This is a genomic window from Frankia sp. CeRuru1 (assembly GCF_977966315.1).
Window position 1 is genome coordinate 1 of record NZ_CDWWEW010000046.1, and the last position, 19,893, is coordinate 19,893.

Annotated in this window: 19 protein-coding genes, 1 pseudogene and 1 riboswitch; of the genes and pseudogenes, 15 read left to right on the forward strand and 5 right to left on the reverse strand. The window is 71.6% G+C overall.

Going from position 1 to position 19,893, the window contains the following annotated elements; genetic code table 11:
• Positions 1-23 precede the first annotated feature (23 nt).
• The gene (locus AC08OP_RS05670; RefSeq protein ID WP_476613219.1) at positions 24-593 is read right to left on the reverse strand and encodes an SWIM zinc finger family protein; all 570 of its coding nucleotides are present in this window, start codon (positions 591-593) and stop codon (positions 24-26) included.
• Positions 594-729: 136 nt separating this feature from the next.
• Here AC08OP_RS05670 and AC08OP_RS05675 point away from each other — a divergent pair, with 136 nt between their 5' ends.
• From AC08OP_RS05675 to alr, 4 genes are all read left to right on the forward strand, one after another.
• Positions 730-1,677, forward strand: a complete 948-nt coding sequence (locus AC08OP_RS05675) for a PadR family transcriptional regulator (protein ID WP_476613231.1) — start codon at positions 730-732, stop codon at positions 1,675-1,677.
• 128 nt (positions 1,678-1,805) lie between these two features.
• Positions 1,806-2,162 (forward strand): holo-ACP synthase, encoded by a 357-nt coding sequence (locus tag AC08OP_RS05680; RefSeq protein WP_476592311.1) that lies wholly within the window; start codon positions 1,806-1,808, stop codon positions 2,160-2,162.
• Positions 2,163-2,234: 72 nt separating this feature from the next.
• A complete protein-coding gene (locus AC08OP_RS05685; RefSeq protein ID WP_476613220.1) occupies positions 2,235-3,863 on the forward strand; it encodes an NAD(P)H-hydrate dehydratase in 1,629 nt (542 codons plus the stop codon).
• A 4-nt stretch (positions 3,864-3,867) separates the two neighbouring features.
• Entirely contained in the window at positions 3,868-5,022 is a 1,155-nt protein-coding gene (gene alr / locus AC08OP_RS05690; RefSeq protein ID WP_476613221.1) for an alanine racemase, read from the forward strand.
• Positions 5,023-5,084: 62 nt separating this feature from the next.
• Here the strand turns inward: alr and AC08OP_RS05695 are convergent, their stop codons facing one another.
• Positions 5,085-5,666, reverse strand: a complete 582-nt coding sequence (locus tag AC08OP_RS05695) for a hypothetical protein (protein WP_476613222.1) — start codon at positions 5,664-5,666, stop codon at positions 5,085-5,087.
• A gap of 12 nt (positions 5,667-5,678) precedes the next feature.
• Positions 5,679-5,765, forward strand: a riboswitch (ZMP/ZTP riboswitch).
• 27 nt (positions 5,766-5,792) lie between these two features.
• Between AC08OP_RS05695 and AC08OP_RS05700 the strand changes: the two genes are divergently transcribed.
• The 5 genes from AC08OP_RS05700 (at position 5,793) to rimI (ending at position 10,389) form a co-directional block, all read left to right on the forward strand.
• Positions 5,793-7,055, forward strand: a complete 1,263-nt coding sequence (locus tag AC08OP_RS05700; protein WP_476613232.1) for a serine hydroxymethyltransferase — start codon at positions 5,793-5,795, stop codon at positions 7,053-7,055.
• A 161-nt stretch (positions 7,056-7,216) separates the two neighbouring features.
• Positions 7,217-8,458 (forward strand): alpha/beta fold hydrolase, encoded by a 1,242-nt coding sequence (locus AC08OP_RS05705; RefSeq protein WP_476613223.1) that lies wholly within the window; start codon positions 7,217-7,219, stop codon positions 8,456-8,458.
• On the forward strand, positions 8,455-8,928 hold the full coding sequence (gene tsaE, locus AC08OP_RS05710) for a tRNA (adenosine(37)-N6)-threonylcarbamoyltransferase complex ATPase subunit type 1 TsaE (protein ID WP_476613224.1): 474 nt from the start codon (positions 8,455-8,457) through the stop codon (positions 8,926-8,928). The genes AC08OP_RS05705 and tsaE overlap by 4 nt, the downstream gene beginning before the upstream one ends.
• A 112-nt stretch (positions 8,929-9,040) precedes the next feature.
• Entirely contained in the window at positions 9,041-9,805 is a 765-nt protein-coding gene (tsaB, locus tag AC08OP_RS05715) for a tRNA (adenosine(37)-N6)-threonylcarbamoyltransferase complex dimerization subunit type 1 TsaB (RefSeq protein WP_476613225.1), read from the forward strand.
• 56 nt (positions 9,806-9,861) lie between these two features.
• Positions 9,862-10,389 (forward strand): ribosomal protein S18-alanine N-acetyltransferase, encoded by a 528-nt coding sequence (rimI, locus tag AC08OP_RS05720; protein WP_476613226.1) that lies wholly within the window; start codon positions 9,862-9,864, stop codon positions 10,387-10,389.
• Here the strand turns inward: rimI and AC08OP_RS05725 are convergent.
• Positions 10,367-10,666 carry a hypothetical protein gene (locus AC08OP_RS05725; protein WP_476613227.1) on the reverse strand — a complete coding sequence of 100 codons (300 nt, stop codon included), beginning with the start codon at positions 10,664-10,666 and terminating at the stop codon, positions 10,367-10,369. The genes rimI and AC08OP_RS05725 overlap by 23 nt on opposite strands.
• 339 nt (positions 10,667-11,005) lie before the next feature.
• Here AC08OP_RS05725 and groES point away from each other — a divergent pair, with 339 nt between their 5' ends.
• Both groES and groL read left to right on the forward strand, forming a co-directional pair.
• Positions 11,006-11,311, forward strand: a complete 306-nt coding sequence (gene groES, locus AC08OP_RS05730) for a co-chaperone GroES (protein WP_011435085.1) — start codon at positions 11,006-11,008, stop codon at positions 11,309-11,311.
• Between the two features lie 124 nt (positions 11,312-11,435).
• Positions 11,436-13,076: a chaperonin GroEL gene (groL, locus tag AC08OP_RS05735; RefSeq protein ID WP_476613228.1), complete on the forward strand. Its 1,641-nt coding sequence runs from the start codon at positions 11,436-11,438 to the stop codon at positions 13,074-13,076.
• 216 nt (positions 13,077-13,292) lie between these two features.
• Here the strand turns inward: groL and AC08OP_RS05740 are convergent, their stop codons facing one another.
• Positions 13,293-13,625, reverse strand: coding sequence for a WhiB family transcriptional regulator (locus AC08OP_RS05740; protein WP_462185725.1), 333 nt, complete (start codon positions 13,623-13,625; stop codon positions 13,293-13,295).
• A 408-nt stretch (positions 13,626-14,033) separates the two neighbouring features.
• Positions 14,034-14,450 carry a DUF5319 domain-containing protein gene (locus AC08OP_RS05745; protein WP_462185726.1) on the reverse strand — a complete coding sequence of 139 codons (417 nt, stop codon included), beginning with the start codon at positions 14,448-14,450 and terminating at the stop codon, positions 14,034-14,036.
• A gap of 397 nt (positions 14,451-14,847) precedes the next feature.
• On the opposite strand from AC08OP_RS05745, the gene guaB reads away from it, so the two are divergent.
• The 4 genes and pseudogenes from guaB to AC08OP_RS05765 all read left to right on the forward strand — a co-directional run.
• Positions 14,848-16,449, forward strand: coding sequence for an IMP dehydrogenase (guaB, locus tag AC08OP_RS05750; protein WP_462185727.1), 1,602 nt, complete (start codon positions 14,848-14,850; stop codon positions 16,447-16,449).
• 182 nt (positions 16,450-16,631) lie between these two features.
• Positions 16,632-17,762: a GuaB3 family IMP dehydrogenase-related protein gene (locus AC08OP_RS05755; RefSeq protein WP_476613229.1), complete on the forward strand. Its 1,131-nt coding sequence runs from the start codon at positions 16,632-16,634 to the stop codon at positions 17,760-17,762.
• A 194-nt stretch (positions 17,763-17,956) separates the two neighbouring features.
• Positions 17,957-19,156, forward strand: coding sequence for a hypothetical protein (locus AC08OP_RS05760; protein WP_476613230.1), 1,200 nt, complete (start codon positions 17,957-17,959; stop codon positions 19,154-19,156).
• Positions 19,157-19,568: 412 nt separating this feature from the next.
• Positions 19,569-19,893 (forward strand): annotated as a pseudogene (locus tag AC08OP_RS05765) (hypothetical protein); the annotation flags it as partial.

Here is a 19,893-nt window from a genome sequence, read left to right on the forward strand (position 1 = left end):
GGGCTGGGCTCGGGCCTGCCTGGTCAGGTGGACGGCGTCGCTCCGTGCTGACGGCCGTGCCAGGCGACCGTCGCCTCCCACAGCGCATCGGCGACGGCGTCGTTGTCGTCGGCGGCGTCGAGCAGGGTCTCGACGAGTTCGGCGCGAGGGGCGCGGCTGAGGAAGACGCGCATCGCGGCGTGGACCGGGTCGTCGGTGAAGAGGGTCTCCTCACCGAGGATCGCGCCGTCCTCCCCCTCGATGTCCTCGTCGTCCTCGGCGAGTCCCGCCGAGCCGGTGGCCACGAGGGCGACCGCGACCGCATGCCGGCAGAACGAGCCGGTGGATCCCTCGGTGCAGGTACAGCCCGTCCGTGGCCCGTCGTCGGCCGCCTCCAGGCGGACCTCGTACGAACCGTCGTCGTCCACCGTGCCGGATGCGTTGGTGGGGCGGATGCGGAGTTGTTCGACTCGACCGAGAAGGGCCAGATTCACCCCTTCTATGAAGACGTCGGTGCCGGCGTGCTGTGCGCAGGCACGTTCCTCGAAGGCTGCCTCGAGCGGGGTGACGGCGTCTCCGCCGTGCCCGTTCTCCCCGGACCCCGAAATGATCACTGCTCAATCCTACGGAATTCGCGCGGTTCGGGGATGCCTAGGCGAGTAGGTCTTGTTGTCGATTGCATCGCGATATATCGTGAGCCTACGTGATGAGGTGTGGGCGGATGGCTCCGGTCGCGCCGACCCGAAGGGAATGATCGTGGTTTCACAGGTGATGCCGGGCCCATGGGGCCGCTGGGGATGCGAGGCCGGGTTCGGCCCGTCCCGGCTGCGGGACTTCTTCGAGGCGGTGAGCGCCTGGGGGGAGTGTGGTGGCCGGTCGGAGGCGGTGGCCGGCGAGCAGGACCACTCCGAGAGCGGTCGCGCCGGCCGTGGTGGCCGCGGTGGGCATCGTGAGCACGGTGGGCATCGTGAGCACGGTGGGCACGGAGGAGGCGGGCCGAGAGGCCGCCGGGGCGGACCGGGCTGGCCGTTCGGCGGCTTTCCCGGCCCGGGGTTCGGTCCGGGGTTCGGTCCGGGGTTCGGCGGCCCCGGTTTTGGCGGTCCCGGCAGCTTCGGCCGTGGGCCGAAGGTGGGGCGGGGTGACGTCCGGGAGGCGCTGCTCGCGCTGCTGGCCGAGGAGCCCATGCACGGCTACCAGATGATCCGTGAGCTCGCGGAGCGTAGTGGTGGCATCTGGCGGCCGAGCCCGGGGTCGGTCTACCCGGTCCTGTCGCTGCTGGCCGACGAGGGGCTCGTGCGCGCGGAGGAGGCGGAGGGCAAGCGAGTCTTCCATCTCACCGACGCCGGGCGGGCGCACGTCGAGGCACGCGCAGGGGGGCGCAAGCCGTGGGAGACCGCCGCGGCGGCGGTCGATGACGATCTCACCAGTTTGCGAACGCTGGCGTTCGCCGTCGGTGCGGCCATCGTCCAGGTGGCCCAGGCCGGAGACGAAGCGCAGATCGCCGCGGCGCGGTCCCTGCTCGCCGAGACCCGCCGTGGTCTCTACCGGATCCTCGCCGGGGACGATGTCGAGCCCCCGATGAGACCGGAGGGTGCCGCCACGGGTACCGGCGCGGACAAGGGCCGCACCGCTCCCGATGGTGGCAGCAAGGATGACGGCAACGGCGGATCGGCCCCGGGGCGGGCTGCGACGCGCTGATCGACGAAGCGTTGATCAGCGGGGCGCGGGCGCCTCGGCGAGGTGGGCGTGAACCGGCTAGCGGGGACCTCACCGGCCGTCCCGGTGCCGACGGCGGGGTAACACCGCGTTTGTGGGAACCTTCCCAGGTGGCGGTGGTGGGCGTCGGAGTGGACGTGGTGGATGTTGACCGGTTCGCCGTGACGCTGGCACGCACGCCGGGCATCGCGATGAGGCTGTTCACCGCGACCGAACGGAGCCTCGCCCGGCCCGAGCGGTTGGCCGCCCGGTTCGCGGCGAAGGAGGCGGTCGCCAAGGTTCTCGGCGCACCCCCCGGTCTCGAGTGGCACGACACCGAGGTGGTTCTCGGTACCGGGGGGCGACCGTCGTTACGGATCATCGGCACGGTGGCCGCCGCGGCGGCCCGGCTCGGCATCGCGTCCTGGCATCTCTCGCTCACCCACGACGGCGGCGTGGCCGTGGCGATGGTCGTTGCCGAGACCTGAGCATGGTCGGGTCCGGTGGGCCCGTGCCGGCCTGTCGGGCGCCCGCGGATCGGAGCGGGGCAGCATGTCGGCATGCGCAATGCCCATACGGTTGAACAGGTTCGAGGTGCCGAGGCGCCGCTGCTCGCCTCGCTGCCCCCCGGCGCTCTGATGCAGCGGGCGGTGCACGGGCTCGTCGCGCACGCCGCACGACGCCTCGGGCGGGTCTACGGTGCCCGCGTCGTCGTGCTCGCCGGCGGTGGCGACAACGGTGGTGACGCCCTCTGGGCCGGAGCGCGGCTGGCCGCCCGAGGGGCGCGGGTTGATGCGGTGGCACCCGGCCGCACCCATCCGGAAGGCACCGCCGCCCTGCTCGCGGCCGGTGGTCGACTGCACCATCCGGGTCCGGTGGTGGGCGCGGGCGGTCCGGCGGGTGCGGGGCAGCCGATCGACGATGAGCGGCTGCGTATTCTGTTCGCCGCCGCCGATCTGGTGCTGGACGGGTTGCTCGGCATCGGTGGCCGGGGCGGGCTGCGCGGGCCGTACGCCCGGCTCGCCGCTCTGGCGCCCCCCGAACGGACGGTGGCGGTCGACGTCCCCAGCGGGGTGGACGCGGATACCGGGGCCGTCGCGGGGCCGGCGGTCCGGGCGAGCAGTACTGTCACCTTCGGTACCCGCAAACGCGGCTTGTGGCTCATGCCCGGTGCCGCCCACACCGGTCCCGTCGAGCTGGTCGACATCGGACTGAACCTGCCTGAACCCGACCTGTGCGCTCTCGACGATGCCGACGTTGCCGCGACGCTGCCCGTTCCCAGCCCGAGGGCGTCCAAGTACAGTCGCGGGGTCCTCGGCCTCGTTGCCGGCAGCGGCGCCTATCCGGGCGCCGCGGTGCTCGCGGTCGGCGGCGCGCTGCGCGGCGGCGCCGGGTATCTGCGGGTAGTGACCGAGGGGCACGCTGAGAAGGCCGAGGGGCACGCCGAGAAGGCCGCGGGCGAGGCCATCGGCGCGGTCGTGAGCAGGGCCGGCGATTTCGTGCGGATGTCGCATCCCGAGGCCGTCGTGACCGCCATCGAGGCCGGTGACGCCGACGCGATGCTGGCCGCCGGCCGGGTCCAGGCCTGGGCGATCGGCCCGGGCCTGGCGCCGGGACCCGCGGTCCGTACCTTGCTGACGGCGTTGCTGGCGACGGACCTTCCGGTCCTGGTCGACGCGGGAGGCCTCGACCCGCTTGCCGAGATCATCGCGGCGCGGCCCGCTGCCGTCGCCGAGCGGGCGGCGCCGGTGCTGATCACACCGCATGAGGGCGAGTTCCAGCGGTTCGTCTCGGTCGCCCTTGGCGGGGATGCGCAGACCACCGCCGCCGAACTCGCCGACGATCGGCTCGCCGTTCTCCGGCGGGCCGCGGCGGCGACGGGAGCGGTGATCCTGCTCAAGGGCGCCCGCACGCTCGTCGTGCGGCCGGATGGATGGGCGCTGGTCAACACGACCGGATCGGCATGGCTGGGGACCGCCGGGACCGGTGACGTGCTGACCGGCCTGATCGGCTCACTGCTCGCCGCCGGGCTCGCCCCGGCGACGGCCGGGGCGGTCGGCGCCTATCTGCACGGCCGGGCCGCCGAGCGGGCCCCCGTGCCGCTGGCAGCGAATGATCTGCCCGCCATCCTGCCCCAGGTCATCGGCGACCTGCTCGACCAGCGACGGATGCCACGCGGAGTAGCGTGACGGCGTGACCGAACAGCGGGCCGATCCTCCTGCCAGGAATGATCTTCGTTCCTATGCCGCCATCGATCTCGACGCGGTCCGCACGTCGGTGGCCGCCCTCGTCGCCCGGGCAGGCGACGCCGCCACCATGGCGGTCGTCAAGGCTGACGGCTACGGCCATGGCATGATCCCGTGCGCGCGGGCGGCCCTGGAGGGCGGGGCCACCTGGCTCGGCACGGCGTTCCTCGAGGAGGCGTTTGCCCTGCGCGCGGCCGGGTTCACCGTCCCGGTGCTGTCCTGGCTCGCGGCGCCCGGTGAATCGTTCGCCGCCGCCATCGCCGCGGATGTCGACCTGTCCGCGTCCGCGGGCTGGGCGCTCGAGGAGGCCGCCGCGGCGGCCCGGCGGACCGGCCGTACCGCCCGGGTGCACCTCAAGGCGGACACGGGCCTCGGCCGGGCGGGAGCCACGGAGGCCGACTGGCCGGCGCTGTGCGACGCCGCGGCGGCACTCGAGGCCGAGGGCGTGATCGAGGTGATCGGCGTGTGGAGCCACTTCGCGTTCGCCGATGCCCCCGGGCATCCCACGGTGCAGGGTCAGATCGGGCGTTTCCGGGATGCGATCGACATCGCCACGAAGGCGGGGCTACACCCGTCCGTGCGGCATCTGGCGAACTCGGCGGCCACCCTGGTCAGCCCGGAGGCGCATTTCGACCTGGTTCGACCGGGAGTGTCCGTTTACGGACTGTCCCCGGGCCCGGAGGTCGGGCCGTCGGCGGCCTTCGGTCTGCGCCCCGCGATGACGCTGACGACGCACGCCGCGTTGACCAAGCGGGTACCGGCGGGAACCGGCGTCTCCTACGCGCACCGGTACACGACAACACGCGAGACGACGCTCGCCGTGGTGCCGCTGGGCTACGCCGACGGCATCCCCAGGTCCGCGACGAACACCGCGGAGGTGCTGTTCGGCGGGCGGCGCCGACGCATCGCCGGCACGGTCTGCATGGATCAGTTCGTCCTCGATGTGGGTGACGACCAGGTGGCGGCCGGCGATGAGGTGCTGCTCTTCGGCCCCGGTGACCGCGGCGAACCGACCGCGGACGACTGGGCTGCGGCGCTGGGCACCATCAACTACGAGATCGTCAGCCGGGTCGGGGCTCGGGTCCCCCGCCGCTACGTCTGATGACGGCCCGTCGGGCGGCCTCTCGGGCGGCGCCGGACGAGTCGAAGATGCGGGATGCGGGCTCAGCCGCAGCCGCCGGGGCCGCAGGCACCGCCGGAACCGTGACCGCCGGTGGGCGACACGTGGCCGCCGAGCGAGCCGCGCTCCATCCGCCGACGCACGGGGCGGGAGACGGCGGCCTCGCGCTCGGCCTCCTCGAGGCGGGAACGGGTAGTCAGTGTCAGCATCACCGGCCCGGCCGACACCGGAGCCGGAGCCGCGGCGCCGGGGCCCTCGGCCGGCTCGGTGTCGTCTGGCACCCCCAGTGCGGCGGCGCGCTCCGGGCCCGTCAGACGACGGCCGGCGCTCGCCGGGATGTCCTTGCTCCTGTGCCACCTCAGCCGCACGATCTCCGCCTCCGGTCCACACCCGCTGATCGATCTGATCCCACCGGATCCGCCCGCTCCCGGCTTCTCGATCCAGTCGATCCAGCCGGGGGCGGCACTTCCACGGTAGTCGGCCCGCTCCCACCCGGTCCGGCGGGCGTCGGCGCTGTGGCCTACGCCCGGCTTGTCTTCTTCACGACGTTTGTCGTCTTCACGACGCTCGGTGCCGTCACGACGCGTCGCACCGGCGTGGATCCGGTGCCGTGGGGCGGGGCCCATCCCCTAGACTCGGCCCGGAGTCGTGACTGGCGCATCGAGGTGGAACTGACCACCGGGGAGCGATCGAGCGGAACGGTGCCGCGCGCCTGGGCACCCCCGGCCGGATCAGACCTGCCGGAGGTCAAGGTGCATCAACCACCGATTCCCCACCTCGCCGTCGCCGATCCCGAACTCGCCGGTCTCGTCGAGGCCGAAGCCATGCGCCAGTTCTCGTCGATCAGGCTGATCGCGTCGGAGAACTACGTCTCTACCGCGGTGCTGGAGGCGTCCGGCTCCGTGCTGACCAACAAGTACTCCGAGGGCTACGTCGGTCGGCGTTACTACGAGGGCCAGCAGGTCATCGATCCGATCGAGACGCTTGCGGTCGACCGTGCCAAGGCGCTGTTCGGGGTCGAGCACGCCAACGTCCAGCCGTACTCGGGTTCCCCGGCGAACCTCGCCGTCTATCTGGCCTTCGCCGAGCCAGGGGACACCGTGATGGGCCTGTCGTTGCCGATGGGCGGCCATCTGACCCACGGCTGGAGCGTCTCCGCGACCGGCACGTGGTTCCGCAGCGTCCGGTACGGCGTGCGCGCCGGCACCGGCCGCATCGACCTGGACGAGGTGCGCGACCTCGCCCTGGCCGAGCGTCCCAGGATTATTTTCTGCGGCGGTACGGCGATCCCGCGGACGATCGACTTCCCGGGGTTCGCCGCGATCGCGCGGGAGGTCGGGGCGGTGCTCGTCGCGGACATCGCGCACATCGCCGGGCTGATCGCGGGTGGGGCACACCCCTCGCCGGTGGGGCACGCCCCGGTGATCTCCACCACCACGCACAAGACGCTGCGCGGCCCGCGCGGGGCGATGCTCCTCTCCGACGCCGAGCACGCCACCGCGATCGACAAGGCGGTGTTCCCGGGCCTGCAGGGCGGGCCGCACAACCACACCACCGCGGCGATCGCCGTCGCCCTGCGCGAGGCGGCGGCACCCGCGTTCCGCGACTACGCGCACGCGGTCGTGGCGAACGCCCGCGCGCTGGCCGAGGCCCTGGTGGAGCGGGGCTTCGACCTGGTCACCGGCGGTACCGACAACCATCTGATCCTGATCGACCTGACCGGCAGGGACATCGGCGGCAAGCCCGCGGCCCGGGCGCTCGACCAGGCCGGGATCGAGCTGAACTACAACGCGGTGCCCTTCGACCAGCGCAGGCCCTTCGACCCGTCCGGTATCCGACTGGGAACCGCCGCCATCACCACCCGCGGCCTGGGCGCCGGTCACATGCCGGTGCTCGCCGGCTGGATCGACGATGTCGTCAAGGCCGCCGTGGCCGGCGACACCGCGACCATCACCCGGGTCCGGGAGCAGGTCACCGAGCTGACCGCCGCCTTCCCGATGCCGGGCTTCGCCTGAGCACGGGATCCGCGTACAGGCCCGGTAAGCTTCCCCGGCCGCGCATCCGACGCTCCCCAGGCCCCGGCTGACGCCCCCCACGTCCCGGCCGGGGGGCCCGTCGGCCGGCGTGGCCGGGTGCATCATCGGTGCAGAAGAGGCACCGAGGAGAGGTGGCGCCGATGGCGAAGACCGTGGGTGCGATCGCGGGTTCCCGCTCGGCTCGGGCCACGGGGTCGCTCGGGGTGGTCGGTGCCGCTGCCGTCGCGGCGGGCCTGGTCGCCGAGCGGCGGATGATCCGCCGTCGGCGTGGGATGGCCGATCTCGCGTCCGACGCGCGGATCGAGCCGATCAGGGGTTGGGTCACCACCGTGATCGCGGGGGACGGTGTTCCGCTGTACATCGAGGAGATCGGCCCGTCGGACGCCCCGGTGACGCTGGTGTTCGTCCACGGGTTCTGCGTCACGGCCGATTCCTGGATCCTGCAGCAGCGGGCGCTCACGGACCTCGGCCGGATGGTCTTCTATGATCAGCGGGCGCATGGGCGTTCCGGGCCGTCCGAGGTCAAGAACTGCACCATCGACGTACTCGCCGACGACCTCTTCCGAGTGATCACCGAGCGGGTCCCCCGGGGGCCGATCATCCTGGTGGGCCATTCGATGGGCGGCATGACGGTGCTGGGTCTGGCCGACACCCACCCGGAACTGTTCGATGACCGCATCGTCGGGGTGGCCCTGCTCGCCACCAGCGCCGGTGAGCTGGCCCGGCTGACCTTCGGGCTGCCGGCGTCGGTGACCGGGGTGGTGCGCCGCGTTCTGCCGGGTTTCGCGGTCGGTATGCGGCACGCGCCGAGCCTGCTCGAACGTGCCCGGCGGCGGGGCAGCGACCTGTCGTGGGAGCTGACGCGGCGCATCGGGTTCGGATCGACCGAACTACCGCCGTCGGTGGTCTCCTTCCTGGAGACCATGGTCGCGGACACCCCGATCCCGGTCATCGCGGCGTTCCTGCCCACCCTGCTCGACCACGATCGGCTCGTGGCGGCCGAGCGGCTGGCGGAGATCCCGACCGTGCTCATCGTCGGGGACGCCGACCTGATGACCCCGCTTGCCCACAGCCGCACCCTGGCGGAGGTGTTGCCCCGGGCGGAGCTCATCGTCGAGGAGGGCGCCGGGCACGCCATCATGTTGGAACGCCCGGACGTGGTGAACGCCGCCATCCGGGAGATGGCACGGCAGGCGATGGTGCCACGCGCCATGCCGCGCCCGCGGTCGGCACGGGCCGACCGGTCGGCGCCGGCACAGACCGGTCGGTCGGGACGGACCGGTCGGTCGGGGTCGGCACGGGCCGGTCGGTCGGCACGGGCCGAGACATTCTCCGTTTCCCCACGCGGGCCCCGGAGCGAGGCGACGACGGAAGGCACATGAACACGGTCGAGGTGTCCACGGCGGAGCGCATGCGGGAGTTCGGGGCCTGGTTGGCCACCCTGCTGCGACCCGGGGACCTGCTCGTGCTCTCCGGCCCGCTTGGCGCGGGCAAGACGGTCCTGGCCCAGGGGATCGCGGCCGGGCTGGGCGTGCGGGAAACGGTCACCTCGCCGACGTTCGTGCTGGCCCGGATCTACCCGGACGGGCGGATTCCCCTCGTGCACGTGGACGCCTACCGGCTCGGTGGGGTCGCCGAGGTCGACGATCTCGACCTCGACGCCGACGTCGACACCTCGGTCACCGTGGTCGAGTGGGGCGTCGGTCTCGTGGAACGTCTCACGCAGGATCATCTGGAGATCATGATCTCCCGGCCACGTGCCGACGAGGTCGGGGAGACGCGGATAGTCCGCCTCGTCCCGTCCGGGGCCAGCTGGATCGAACGGCTGCGCGCACGTGCGCCGGTGAGTTGAGACTCCCCGCATCGACCCGCCGCGCGCGGCGTGACATCGGTGGCATCGTGGTGGTGGGGCGGGTGCCCGCCGTGGTCGGCGAGGCGATCCGTAGTCTGGACGAGTGCTGGTGATGGCTCTTGACACATCCACGGCAGCGTGCTCGGTCGCGCTTGCCGAGCTGACGTCGTCCGACCCCGCGCGGCCGGTGAGTGGGACGGGTGGCGAGCGCGCCGCGCTCGGGGTGCACGTGTGGCCGCGAGCGGTCATGGTCACCGTTGACGCCCGCCGCCACGGGGAGTTGCTGGCGTCGTCGATGCGCGCGGTGCTCGCCGAGGGGGGTGCCCGCCCCACCGATCTCGACGCCGTGGTTGTGGGCGCCGGTCCCGGGCCGTTCACCAGTCTGCGGGTCGGGATGGTGACCGCCGCCGCCTTCGCCGACGCACTGGGCGTGCCGGTGCACGGGGTGTGCTCACTGGATGCCATCGGTGCCGCCACCGGCGGCTCCGTCGCCGTCGTGACGGATGCCCGTCGGCGCGAGGTCTTCTGGGCCTGTTACCGCGACGGGGTGCGGGTCGGCGATCCGGCCGTTGGCCGTCCGGCCGACGTCGTCCGGTTCCTGCGCGGCCTCGGTGTCGACCGCGTCGTCGGCCCGGGAACGGTGCTCTACCCGGAGATCTTCGCCGAACTCGCCGCGGCCGCGGCCGGTACCACGGCCGGGGAGGCGCCCGCGCCCGGCGCAGGCCAGCCGGACGACGGCTATCCCCGGCCAGAGCTGCTCGTCGGTCTCGCCGGGGCCGACGTGCTGGCCGGGCGCGCTCCCCAGCCCCTCGTCCCGCTCTACCTGCGGCGGCCGGACGCGACCGAACCGCACACACCGAAGCCGGTCACGGTTTGACGCAGCCGCGATCACACCCTACCGGTCCGGATGGGCCGGATCTGCTCCTCGTTCCAATGCGCTGGTGGCACGTGGCGATGGTCGCCGAGCTGGAGCAGACGGTATTCGACATCGATCCGTGGACGGCCGAGCTGTTCTGGTCCGAACTCGCGCAGGGCGAGCAGCGACGGTACCTGACGGCGCTGTGGCGTCCACAGGGCGTCCCGACGCACGACACGTCCGCGATCGTCGGTTATGCGGGGCTGGCGCTCGCCGAGGACGGCGCCTACATCCAGACGATCGGCGTTGTGCCCCGGATGCGCGGGCGGGGGGTGGGCGCCCGTCTGATGATCGCCCTGCTGCGTGACGCCCGGCGGGCGGGTGCCCGCAGCTGCGGGCTGGAGGTCCGCACCGACAACCAGGCGGCCCGCGCCCTCTACAGCCGGCTCGGTTTTGTCGACATTGGGCTGCGTCGCGGTTACTACCAGCCTTCCGGCGGAGATGCCTACGTGATGCGGGTCCGGAAGATCGACACCATTGGTTACGCGGAGCTGCTCGACCGCGTCGAGGCGACGTTGCTCATCACCTCTCGGGCCGAGCCCTGACCTGTTCGAACCGCCAGGCACGCGGATCGCCGTTCGTCAGCTCGGCCGGTGGCTCCGGCAGCGGGCAGCGGGTGTCCCCGGTAGTCTGCGCGGACGTGCCCGCATCGGGCGGCGTCCGCAGCATGATGACGACGAGATCCTCGCCCCGTTGGCTGCTGACGTAGACCTCGCCGTCGCGCTCCGCAAGCGCATCGATCGCCCAGTCCCGCAGGCCACCCGCCCGGCCGGCCGCAGCCTTGGCCTCCCACATCCAGATCATGTCCTCATGGTGCCCCATGTCCCCGTGTGCTCATGTGCTCATGTGCTCATGTGCTCATGTGCTCATGTGCTCATGTGCTCATGTGCTCATGTGCTCATGTGGCCTCGTGGCGCCGGGCGCCGACCGGTGGGAGCGGGCCGCCGCGAAGGGGGCCGGGTCTTGGCCAGGGGCCGGCTCGGGACGACCTGAATTCCCGCCGTCTTGTCAGATCCGACCGTCTTGGTTGACGTCTGCGGCGCGGGTGCTAAGTTGGCACTCGGCACGTGAGAGTGCCAGCGACAACAGGCGCCTGTTCACCCGCGACGGCAGGCCGCCAGGGTCGCTCTCTCATCCAGCGCAGGAAGGGGGAGGTCGATCGTGACGACCGCCACCAAGGTTGCTATCAAGCCTCTCGAGGACCGTATCGTCGTGCAGCCCTCCGACGCGGAGCAGACCACCGCGTCCGGGATCGTGATTCCGGACACGGCGAAGGAGAAGCCCCAGGAGGGCATCGTTCTCGCGGTCGGCCCGGGTCGGTTCGAGGACGGCAAGCGCGTCCCGCTCGACGTCAAGGTCGGCGACGTGGTGCTCTACAGCAAGTACGGCGGCACCGAGGTCAAGTACTCGGGCGAGGAGTACCTCGTGCTCTCCGCTCGCGACGTTCTCGCGATCATCGAGAAGTAGGCCGCTCGCCGGTAGCACCAAGGGGCGCGTCCCGCTGGCGGCCGCCCGGTTCCCGCCGGGCCCGCCGGCGGGGCGCGCCCCTGCTGTTTTCCACCGGTATTCGGTGTCGGGAGGACAACCAGGTATGTCGAAGATTCTGACGTTCAACGAGGACGCCCGCCGCGCGCTCGAGCACGGGGTGAACGCCCTGGCCAACGCGGTCAAGGTGACGATCGGCCCGCGTGGTCGCAACGTCGTCATCGACAAGCACTACGGCGTCGCGACGATCACCAATGACGGGGTGACGATCGCGCGCGAGATCGAGCTGGAGGACCCCTACGAGAACCTGGGCGCCCAGCTCGCGAAGGAAGTCGCCACCAAGACCAACGACGTGGCTGGCGACGGCACCACGACGGCGACCGTGCTGGCCCAGGAAATGGTGCGCTTCGGTCTCAAGCAGGTGACCGCGGGGGCCGCCCCACTGGCGCTGAAGCTGGGCATCGAGGCCGCCGTCGAGGCCGTCTCCGCGGCCCTGCTGAAGCAGGCCATCGAGGTCAACTCGAAGGAGACCATCGCCCAGGTCGCCGCCATCTCCGCTCAGGACTCGCAGGTCGGGGAACTGATCGCCGAGGCGATCGACAAGATCGGCAAGGATGGCGTCATCACGGTCGAGGAGAGCCAGACCCTCGGACTGGATCTTGAACTGACCGAGGGCATGCAGTTCGACAAGGGCTACATCTCGCCGTACTTCGTCACGGACGCCGAGGCCCAGGAGGCCGTGCTTGAGGACGCCTACGTCCTGCTCTACCCGGGCAAGATCTCGGCGCTGAACGAAATCCTGCCCGTGCTGGAGCAGGTCGTCCAGGAGCGCAAGCCGCTGCTGATCATCGCCGAGGAGGTCGAGGGCGAGGCCCTGTCCACCCTGGTGGTGAACTCGATCCGCAAGACCTTCCAGGTCGTCGCGGTCAAGGCTCCCGGGTTCGGGGACCGCCGCAAGGCGCTGCTGCAGGACATTGCCGTGCTCACCGGCGGCCAGGTGGTGGCCTCGGAGGTCGGTCTCTCCCTCGATGCGGTGACGTTGGCCGACCTGGGCCGGGCCCGGCGGGTCACGGTGGACAAGGACAACACCACCATCGTCGACGGGGCTGGCGAGGCCTCCTCGATCGCAGATCGGGTGCGTCAGCTCAAGCAGGAGATCGAGGTCAGCGACTCCGACTGGGACCGCGAGAAGCTGCAGGAGCGGTTGGCCAAGCTCGCCGGTGGGGTCGCGGTCATCCGCGTCGGCGCCGCCACCGAGGTGGAGCTCAAGGAGAAGAAGCACCGCCTCGAGGACGCCGTGTCGGCCACCCGCGCGGCCATCGAGGAGGGCATCATCGCCGGCGGCGGTTCCGCGCTCACCCACGTGGCGTCCGTGCTCGACGACGGGCTTGGCCGTACCGGGGACGAGCTCGCCGGGGTACGGATCGTGCGCTCCGCGCTCGACGCCCCGCTGTCGTGGATCGCGCGCAACGCTGGTCTGGAGGGCGCGGTCATCGTCTCCAAGGTCAAGGAGCTCGAGCCGGGTCGTGGGTACAACGCGGCCACCGGCGAGTACACCGATCTGATCGCGGCCGGCGTCGTCGACCCGGTCAAGGTCACCCGGTCGGCGGTGGCGAACGCCGCCTCGATCGCGGCTCTGCTCATCACCACCGAGGGCCTGGTCGTCGAGAAGCCGGCGGAGCCCGCTCCCCAGGACGGCCGCGGCCACGGGCACGGGCACAGTCACCCGCAGGGCCCGGGTTTCTGACCGGATCGGCGTCGTGGGGCCCCGCCGGGTGCGGCCCGGCCCCCGGGCCCCGGTACGTCCGGAGCCCGGTCGGTCCTTGATGATCGACCGGGCTCCGGCGCGTTGGGCCGCCGCCGCGTCGGGTCGCTGTCGGGTCGCTCACCCGTCGTGGGTGGTCCAGGAGATCAGGACCGGATATCCCGACCCGTCCGCCTATCGGCCCCTGGCCGCCCTCTCTCAGCAGGCCGGTGCGAGTCCGGGCCGGGCCGGGGTGCGTCTCGTGGCCCCCCGCCGGGAGCGGCCGGTGAGGATCGCATCCCGTTCGGACTCGCTCAGCCCGCCCCATACGCCATAGGGCTCCCGGGCGGTCAGCGCGTACTCACCGCAGGCGCGGATGACTGGGCAGCGGGCGCAGACCGCCTTGGCCGCGGCCTCACGGGCGGCTCTGGCCGGCCCCCGTTCGCCCTCCGGGTGGAAGAAGAGCTCCGTGCTCTCACCACGGCACGCCCCGTGCAGCTGCCATTCCCACTTCTCCGCGCCGGGGCCTGGAAGTCGTCGGACGTCGGTCATCGATCTGAGCCCCCTTTCGACCTGAGCGGCAAGCGCCGCCACTTCACCGTAGTACCGGGTCACCCTCTGAGTGATCTTGAAATTTCACCCGGGTGAGCCCGCGTCACGGGTCGTTCCGCCCGGCCGTTGCACGGTCGGGAAGTCCCTGGATGTCCAGGGATCTCAGGCGGATCAGGGTCCGAGTCGGCCGCGGGACTTCCGGCCGGCGCCGTGTTCCGTCATGGCTGACCGACCGCGCCGGATCCGCAGGTCCGGCGGAACTTTTGTTGACGGTCGAACGCCTACCCCGGTGGTCGGCTGGTCACACGGCCTGAGCGGGAATTAGCGTGGCCACCGCCGGCCGCGCTCCGTCGGCGCGCAGCATCCACCCCGGCCGGGTGTCCGGTCAGGCGGCGACGCGAGGCCGCCTCAGCGCGAGTCCGCCTCCGAGGCGGCGGATGCCTCGTAGATCCCGTCGGCGAAGCCGCGGGCGTAATCCCAGCTGACGTAGCACGACGGGTCCGGCGCGAACGCCGGCTCGTGGACTCTCGTCCGCCCCTCGTTGAGAAGGTTGCGCAGGTTGCCAGCCAGCAGGTCCCAGTCGAAGAAGTGGGGCTCGGCGCAGCCCTCGCAGTCGACGACAAGGCCGCGGTAGCCGCGCGGCTCGAGCAGCGTGCGGAAGACGTCGAGGTCTCCCAGCTCGGCGAGGACTTCCTCCCGCTCGTGCAAGGACAGCGGTTCGAGCAGGTCGAGGTCGTCAACGGAGTCGAGGCGCGCGAGCTCGGCAGCCGGATCCTCGGGGTCGCCCGCGAAGGGGTCGACAGGCTCGTCGCTCACGACGACCACGCTACGCTTGCCCGGACTGCTTAGTGGTCCCGATCCGGAGTCTCGGCACCGATGTGCGGCGCTCTGGACATAGTCCGTCGCGGTCGGTCCGCTGTTCTGCTGGGCGCGCGGGTCCCGATCAGGCCCGGTGGGCGGCGCTGTGGTATAGAGAAATGTCATCCATGGCGATGTCGGTCACGGGCGATGTCGGTCACGCCGGAACCGCCGATATGTGCCGGTGACCTCTACGATGGAGTCTGTGCCGCCGCTCGGTGCCCGGTTCTGGTAGCCCGGTTCTGGTAGTAGGTATACTTTTCCGCCGTTGCGCGCGACCCGTCGCTCCAGGACGGCGGGCGGGGCTCGTGCCGCGGCGTCGGTCTGGGTCCGCGGCCTCGGTCAACGCGGAATGGAAGGTGCCATGAACGGTCCCCTCGCCACCGATTTCACGTTGCCGGCCGGGGTGGGCACCCACGTCGGCGCGCGTCCCGACCTGCTGGGGGCCGATGCCGCCGCGGTACCGCCGAAGCTGGCGATGCTCGGGCTGACCTTCGACGACGTGCTGCTGCTTCCGGCCGCCTCCGACCTGGTACCGGCGGAGGCGGACACGACGACCCGCCTGTCGCGGAGCATCGATCTCGCCGTGCCGTTGGTGTCGTCGGCCATGGACACGGTGACCGAGGCCCGTATGGCCATCGCGATGGCGCGCCAGGGCGGGGTCGGGGTACTGCACCGCAACCTCTCGATCGACGAGCAGGCGCAGCAGGTCGACATGGTGAAGCGTTCCGAGTCCGGGATGATCACCGCACCGGTGACCTGCGGGCCCGACGCCACCTTGGAGGACGCGAACGTCCTCATGGCGAGGTACCGGATCTCGGGTGTCCCGGTGACGGAATCCGACGGCCGGCTGGTCGGCATTGTGACGAACCGGGACATCCGCTTCGAGCGGGACTACTCGCGTCGAGTGCAGGACGTCATGACCCCGATGCCGCTGATCACCGCACCGGTGGGCGTCTCGCCGGAGGACGCGCTCGCCCTGCTCCGCCGCCACAAGGTCGAGAAGCTGCCGATCGTGGACGAGCGTGACCGGCTGCGCGGTCTGATCACAGTCAAGGACTTCACCAAGCGGGAGCAGTACCCGCACGCCACCAAGGACACCGATGGCCGGCTGATGGTCGGCGCCGCCGTCGGTGTGGGGGAGGACGCCTACAAGCGCGCCCAGGTCCTCGTCGCCGCCGGGGTCGACTTCCTCGTCGTGGACACCGCGCACGGGCATCATCGAGCCGTGCCCGACGTGGTGCGCCGGATCAAGACCGACATGCCGACCGGGGTGGACGGCCGGCCGCTCGACGTGATCGGTGGCAACGTGGCGACCGGGGCCGGTGCGGCGGCGCTGATCGCGGCCGGGGCGGACGCCATCAAGGTCGGGGTCGGGCCCGGCTCGATCTGTACCACCCGGGTGGTGAGCGGCGTCGGCGTCCCCCAGGTCACGGCCATCTACGAGGCATCGCGCGTCGCCCGGGAGCACGGTGTGCCGGTGATCGGAGACGGCGGCCTGCAGTACTCGGGTGACATCGCGAAGGCCATCGCCGTCGGCGCCGACACGGTCATGCTGGGCAGCCTGCTGGCCGGTGTCGACGAGAGCCCAGGAGAGTTGATCTTCATCAACGGCAAGCAGTACAAGGCTTACCGGGGCATGGGCTCGCTCGGCGCCATGCGTAGCCGCGGCAGCGCGCGGTCGTACTCGAAGGATCGGTACTTCCAGGACGACGTGCTCTCCGATGACAAACTGGTTCCCGAGGGCGTCGAGGGCCAGGTGCCCTACCGGGGTCCACTGGCGGCCGTGGCCCATCAGCTGGTCGGCGGTCTGCGGGCGGCGATGGGCTACACCGGCTCGCCCACCATCCGGCGGATGCAGGATGAGGCGCAGTTGATCCGTATTACCTCGGCGGGGCTGATCGAGAGTCACCCCCACGACATCCAGATGACCGTCGAGGCGCCGAACTACAACTCCGCGCGCTGACGCCGTCGCGCCGCGCGACCGACCAGGCCGTCGCCGGGCCGTCCCCAGGCCGGTGACGGCCGTCGCGTCTTGTGCGCGGTCACCTGGTCACCTGGTCACCGGGATGTTCGGTCAGTCGTGGAGCAGATACGTCGGTTTTCCGGTCGGCACGAGCCTGCCGGCCCAATCAGGAGGCGCCAGCAGTGGCAGAGATCGAGATCGGCATCGGCAAGAGCGCGCGGATCGCGTATGGTCTCGACGCCGTCGGCATCATTCCATCCCGTCGGACCCGTGACCCGGCGGACGTCTCGCTCGCCTGGGAGATCGACGCCTACCGGTTCGACCTGCCGCTCGTGGCCGCTCCGGCCGACGCGGTGACCTCACCCGCGTCGGCGATCGCGCTCGGCCGGCTCGGTGGTCTCGGTGTTCTGCACATCGAGGGGCTGTGGACTCGGTACGAGGAGCCGGAGAACCACATCGCCGAGCTCAGCAAGATCGGGGCCGCCCAGGGCCCGGACGCGGCAACCGATCGGCTGCGCGCGTTGTACTCCGCGCCGGTCCAGCCGGGGCTGATCGCGCAGCGTCTCACCGAGCTTCGGGACGCTGGGGTGGTCGTGGCCGCGGCGCTGCGCCCGCAGAAGGTCAAGGCCCTGTGCCCGCACGTACTGGCCGCCGGGATCGATCTGCTCGTCATCCACGGTACGGCGGTTTCGGCGGAGCATCAGTCCCGCCGCAGTGAGCCGCTCAACCTCAAACGGTTCATCGGGCAGCTGGACATCCCGGTGCTGGTCGGCGGGTGCGCGTCGTTCTCCACCGCATTGCACCTCATGCGCACCGGGGCGGCCGGTGTCATCGTGGGCGTCGGGTCCGGCTTCGGTGACCGTACCCGGGACGAGCTCGGGGTCGGCGTGCCGCTCGCCACCGCCATCGCGGACGCGGCCGGTGCGCGCATGCGTTATCTCGACGAGTCGGGCGGCCGCTACGTCCACGTCGTCGCGCATGGTGACCTTCGGACTGGCGGTGACGTCGCGAAGGCGGTGGCCTGCGGCGCGGACGCGGTCATGGTGGACGCGGCGCTCGCGGCCGCAGAGGAGGCCCCGGGCCAGGGCGGGGTCTGGCCGATGGACGTGCTGCACTCCGACCTGCCGCGGGGACGCTGGTCGCCGGTGGCCCCGACCGGGATGCTCGCGCAGATCGTGACCGGTCCGGGCACGGCGACCAGAACCGGTGTCCTCAACCTGGCCGGCGGCCTGCGCACGGCAATGGCGACGACGGGATACGCAACTTTGAAGGAGTTCCAGAAGGCGGAGATCATGGTGACTGCCAGTCCGTGACCGACGATGCACGTCATGCGTGGTCGTCGGGCGTCCTGCGAGGCGGTAGCCGTCGCGTGAGGTATCGCTCGCTGGTGCGCGAGCCCGACGGGCGTGCCCGTGGTGTGCCAACCACCGGCGGTACCCGGTCGATCCGGGCTCTTACCCGACATGGCACCCTGGAAGCGGTCCGTCTCCGGCATGAAGGACGACAGATGCTTCTCGACGAGCACGGCCGTTGGGTCAGCGATGACGGTGCCTATGTCTGGGACGAGGCCGCCCAGACCTGGCAGCCGTCATCGGCAGCGCCGCCGGCCGGTCCGTCGGCCTTGGCGCGATTCGGTAACCATCCCGGTGGGCCCGCCTTCGGTGCCGGTCCGGTCGGGGAGCCTGGATCCGGTCGGGCCGGGTCCGATGTAGGAGCGCAGGGCGGTTCGTTCGGTGGGCGGCCCGGCGCTGCCGGCTTGTCGCCCGATTCCGGGCCCGGTGCCGTGGAAGCGGCTCCGGCACCGCCGAGCTGGGGCGGGGCGCTCACCGATTCACCCCGTCCCATGGGCGGCCCGGTGGCCACGCCATCAGAGCCGGACACACAGGGGCTGGCACCCTACGGCCCCACCGGCCAGCGCGGCCGGTGGGGGGAACCGGCCGCGGACGTCATTGCACCGCGCGGGCCGTCGGAGTGGGGCGATCTGACCGGTCCGGCCCGCTGCGCGGGTGCGGCGGATCCCGTCGATCCGGTGGCTGCGCCCGCAGGGCCGGCCGCAGGGCCGGCCGCAGCGCAGACGACCTGGGGCGGCGGCGATTCGACTGGCGAGATCCGGCGTGTCGGGGGCATGGCGGCGACGTACGCCCCGTCCACCGGTGGTGCGGCGGACGGCACACCGCGGTGGGACGGCGATCCGGACGGCGGGCCGGAGCCGTATGCCGGGTCGTTCGACGAGCACGACAGTGGATGGGCACCGTCCGGGCCCACCTCCCGGCGCGGGGCGACGGCTCGGCGCGGGGCGGCGGCCCGGCGTGCCGAGGCCGGCGGGCTGCCGGCACGGGTCACCGCGCTCGTCCAGCACGTGCGCGACCGTCCGCCGCTGCTGATCGGCGCCGCCGTCGTTCTCGTCTGCCTCGGGCTCGGCGTCATCGGATTCCTCGCCCTCGGCGGCGGTGGATCGGGCTCCGGGACCGCGGCCGGGCCGGCCGCGGTGGGGAAGGGCCGTTACTCCCCGGAGGTCCGTCAGGCATATCTCAGCTCGTGCCTCGACGTCAGCAACGGTAACGAAGGCTATTGCACCTGCACGCTGGAGAAGCTGGAAGCCGACTACACCCAGGAGGAGTACCAGCGGTTCAGCGACAACGTCCAGTCCGAGTCGTCGCAGCGCATCGTGCGGGAGATCTATGCCGCCTGCCGTGACAAACGATGACGATTACCGGTGTACAGTGGGTTGACAGAACTATTATCACATGCCTAGATAGGCTGCGGGACGACGGACAAGAGTGCTATTGCTTTTTCGTCGGCGATGTGATAAGACGTCCTTCACGTATCAACGGGCGGTCATGGCGGTGCGGTTCTCCGGGACGCATCCCGAGACCGCTCCTCCCGGAGCGAGGCTGCTCCACGTGCATTCGTCCGCCCGGGCGGGGGACCCGGTGGCGTGGCCAGATCACACATTTACCCGACGCACGTCCACACGATGACTGCCCGCATCGTGCTGACCAGGGGGGCAGGAGATGCCGCCCTATGATCAAATACAGCGGTTCAGTGGCCATGATGCCTGAATCCGGGATAACGTCGCCGACGTCCGGCGCCCGCGCCCGGAGGCGGGTGACAGTTCTGTGACGACCTACGACACCGACCGCGACGGTGCCACGGGGCGCCCGGCTGCCTCCCGTCGTGACGACGATTTCTTCGCGGTGGAGCGGGTGGGCGAGCAGGCAGCCCGTCCTGTCTCCCGTGAGCCCGCGCCCACGTCCTGGGATTCGACTCCCTGGCCCCGGCGTGAGCCGGCGCCGGGACCGGGACCGGCCATGCCGCCGGCAGGCGGCGGTGCGCGTCCCGCCGATCCCTTCGACGTGACCACCACCTGGGACGGTCCGGCGCCGGGACCCGCCGGTGGACGCCCGCCGGGCATCTCGGTGACCCCCCCCCTTCCCGCTGGCC